Source organism: Occallatibacter sp. (assembly GCF_049802275.1).
Taxonomy (GTDB): Bacteria; Acidobacteriota; Terriglobia; order Terriglobales; family Acidobacteriaceae; genus Telmatobacter.
In genome coordinates, this window is sequence record NZ_JBARMD010000152.1 from 1 (window position 1) to 3,523 (window position 3,523).

The following is a 3,523-nucleotide window of genomic DNA, read 5'->3' on the forward strand; positions in this document are numbered from 1 at the left end:
ATGTGTGGGGTAATGCTGCGCCGGGACAGCCCGTAGCCGTCTCCTTCCGCGACGAATCGCGTGGCACTGAAGCCGATCAGCTGGGTCACTGGAGCGTCTATCTGAAACCTGGTTCGGCGGGCGGCCCTTTTCAACTGACCGTGAAGGGCGTTTCTGCGACCGCCGCAAGTACGGCCCCGCAGCAGCCAATCACCCTCGACGACATCATGGTTGGCGATGTCTGGGTGGCTTCCGGCCAGTCCAATATGGAATTTCCCCTGAGCCGGGCGAACACGGCCGCGCAGGATCTGCCCACTGCCGCAAATCCGCAGATCCGTCTGCTTATGATTCGCAAGCGGTCTTCTGAATACGCAATGCCTGACGCCGACACCGATGGCTGGACTCTTTCAACTCCGGAGACCGCGAAAGACTTCTCCGCCGTCGCCTGGTACTTTGCCCGGGACATCGCTTCGCGCGAGCACGTGACGGTGGGCGTTATCGACGCGACATGGGGCGGCACTGTAGGCGAAGCCTGGGTACGCCTCACGGCCCTTGGTGAAGACGCCTCCCTCGCGCCGATCTTTGTCGCGCGAGGAAAAATGACCGACACCGCCGCCGATGCTGTCGCCGAGGAAAAAGACGAACAACTCCAGCGCGACGAAGCCAAAGCCGCCGGCAAGCCGATCCCGCAGTTTCCCTGGCATCCGCCACTCAATAGCTGGGGACCCGGCTTGTTGTGGAACGGCATGATCGCGCCCCTAACGCCGTTGCCGATTCGTGGCGTCCTTTGGTACCAGGGCGAGAGCAATAGCGCGCTGGCGCGTGTTCACTCCTATGACCGCATTATGCGTACCCTCATCGAAGACTGGCGCCGCCAATGGGCAGTGGGCGATTTTCCATTTCTTTACGTGCAGATTTCCAACTTCACCTCGACTCCCGCGGAAGATTGGGCTGAGTTGCGCGAGCAACAGGTGCGCACCCTGGCAATGCGCAACACGGCGATGGCGGTCACCATCGATATCGGGAATCCCACCGACGTGCACCCGACAGACAAGCTCGATGTCGGCCTGCGTCTTGCCCGTGCCGCGCGCGCCTTGACCTACGGTGAATCGGTCGAGTACTCCGGTCCCATGTTTCGACAGGCCACCCCTGAAGGTGGCTCGATTCGCGTGTATCTCGATCATGCGCAGGGACTGATGGCCAAAGGCGGTGCAGTTACCGGCGTTGAGGTCGCGGGCAAGGATGGAAACTACTCCACAGCGACGGCAACCATTGATGGCGCGACGATTTTAGCCTCAAGCCCAAACGTGTCCAATCCCGTTCGAGTGCGTTACGGGTGGGCCAACAGCCCGCAGTGCAACCTCTTCAACGGCGAAGGGCTGCCTGCCTCGCCCTTCACGTCAGAGAAGTAGGCGCCAAGAATCGGCCAGACGCAGCCAGATCGATGAACCTGGAACCGCTAGCCGACGATTGGAGGCGCCTGGATCAGCGAGAACATTCCGCCGAAGACCTGCTTCAGCTCTCCGATTGTCATCGCGCCCTTGTGGCCAGGCGCGCATTGCAACTCGCCCACCGTCGCGTCCTCCTCAAACTCGAGAACGTCGCCGTAGAAGTTGACGCTGGCGTTATTCTGCCGGGTTCCGGTAATAATGATTTTCCGGCCGGGGACCAGGCGCCGCACCACGGGACTCTCAACCGCTGAAAGACGGCAGCTCGGGGCCTTCTTGTCGATCTGCTCCCAAGTGGTAACTGCGCCACCCTGGAAATAGATCGTCCCCTGATTGGCAGGCAGAACAACGTCGACATTCACCGCGACCGTCGATCCGGCGCCAATGGTGGCAATCGGAGCGCTATCGGGCAAGTCCGCGCTCTGGCCTCCCAAACGCAGTGAGGAACCAAACACAAGAGCGGCAAGGACAGCCAGTACGGACAGGTGGCGAAATAAACGCATCACCGGTAACCCCTTTCGTCGCATAACAGGGAACGATTTGGAGTGAATTTTAGCACTCTCGATCCTCCGGAAACACAAAAATCCATCTTCCAGCCGCCCGCCCTACGTTACTATCTGGATCTCGCAGCGGAAGACAAAAAGACGAGCATGCGACGTCCCAAGACTCGAATTCCGAACCGGATAAAGATCCCCAACAGCTCCTGCAAGCTCTTAGCTTCCAGCGCTCTCATCCGCAATTGAACAAACCCTGACGCCCCATGCTTTAGTACACTCTTCCCAAGCCTATGCGGACTCGTGCTTTGCTTGCCTCCCTGGTGGTCGCAGTTCCGGCCATGTTGTGCGCACAAACTTCAGCCAAGACCTCCCCTAAGATGACGACGAAACTTACCCCCGAACAAGTCGAACACTCCGCTATCGTGATCGACACCCACGCCGACACGCCGCAGCGTTTTGTCGACGAGAACTATGATCTCGGCGATCCGCTCAATGGTGGCAACTGGAATCTTGAATCGGCAGAGAAGGGAAACCTCGGCGCGGAGTTCTTTTCCATCTGGGTCGATCCCGGTCCCAACAAGGGCCAGTTCGCGCGCCGCACGCTCATCCTCATTGACGCGGTAAAGCAACAAGTCGCGAAGCACTCTGACAAGATGATGTTCGTCACGTCGCCCGAGGGCATCGAGTTAGCTCATCGCGAGCACAAGATTGCCGCGCTCATGGGGATCGAGGGCGGTCATTCGATCGAAGATTCGCTCGCGTTGCTGCGCCAGTACTATGCGCTCGGCGTCCGCTACATGACGCTGACCTGGTCGAACTCCACCAGTTGGGCCGATTCCTCCGGCGACATCAACGACACTTCGATTCCGCATACTAAGGAAGGCCTGAGCGAATTCGGGAAAGACGTTGTCTACGAGATGAACCGCCTCGGCATGATGGTCGACATCTCCCACGTCTCCGACCGTACCTTCTTTCGCACCCTCATCATCACACGCGCCCCAGTCATCGCTTCACACTCTGCGGCCCGCGCGCTGTGCGATGCTCCGCGCAACATGACTGACGATATGCTCCGCGCCGTTGCCAACTCCGGCGGTCCCGGCTCAAAGGGTGGCGTCGTTCAGGTGAATTTCTATTCGGCTTTCATTTCGCAGCAGTATCGCGACGCCCAGAAAGCACAACAGCCCGAAGTTGAAAAGGCTGTGCAGGCGCTTAAAGACAAGTACAAGGCGGAAGGCAAAGACGCCCCGTCCGACGCAATCGAGAAGCTTCAGCGCCAGTACGCCGACCGCATTCCGCGTCCGCCGCTGTCGGCTCTCGTAGATCACATTGATCACATCGCCAAGGTAGCCGGCGTGGACCACGTAGGCCTCGGCTCCGACTTCGATGGCGTGAACGGCCAGCTTCCCGAAGGCATCGACTCCCCCGCAGACATTCCCAAGATCACTGCGGCCTTGATGGAACGCGGCTACTCCGCCGAAGACTGCCGCAAAATCCTTGGCGGCAACTTACTTCGCGTCTTTAAGGAAGTGGAAGAAGTGAGCAAGCAACTGCAGGCGGAGAACCGGCCAAGAATTACGAACAAGCAGCCATTCGATAAAC

Annotated in this window: 3 protein-coding genes; 2 read left to right on the forward strand and 1 reads right to left on the reverse strand. The window is 59.3% G+C overall.

The window, feature by feature from the left end:
* A partial coding sequence (locus WA354_RS04890; protein ID WP_472811888.1) for a sialate O-acetylesterase occupies window positions 1–1,391 on the forward strand: 1,391 nt, incomplete at its 5' end.
* A 47-nt stretch (window positions 1,392–1,438) separates the two neighbouring features.
* On the opposite strand, the gene WA354_RS04895 is transcribed toward WA354_RS04890, so the two are convergent.
* On the reverse strand, window positions 1,439–1,930 hold the full coding sequence (locus WA354_RS04895; protein ID WP_472811889.1) for a hypothetical protein: 492 nt from the start codon (window positions 1,928–1,930) through the stop codon (window positions 1,439–1,441).
* Window positions 1,931–2,301: 371 nt separating this feature from the next.
* Here WA354_RS04895 and WA354_RS04900 point away from each other — a divergent pair.
* Window positions 2,302–3,523 (forward strand): dipeptidase (locus WA354_RS04900; protein ID WP_472811890.1); only part of this gene is annotated, 1,222 nt, incomplete at its 3' end.

What these genes read in the sequence shown, in the direction of transcription:
- WA354_RS04895 (WP_472811889.1), bottom strand. Translation starts at nt 1,930, where the DNA reads ATGCGTTTATTTCGCCACCTGTCCGTACTGGCTGTCCTTGCCGCTCTT.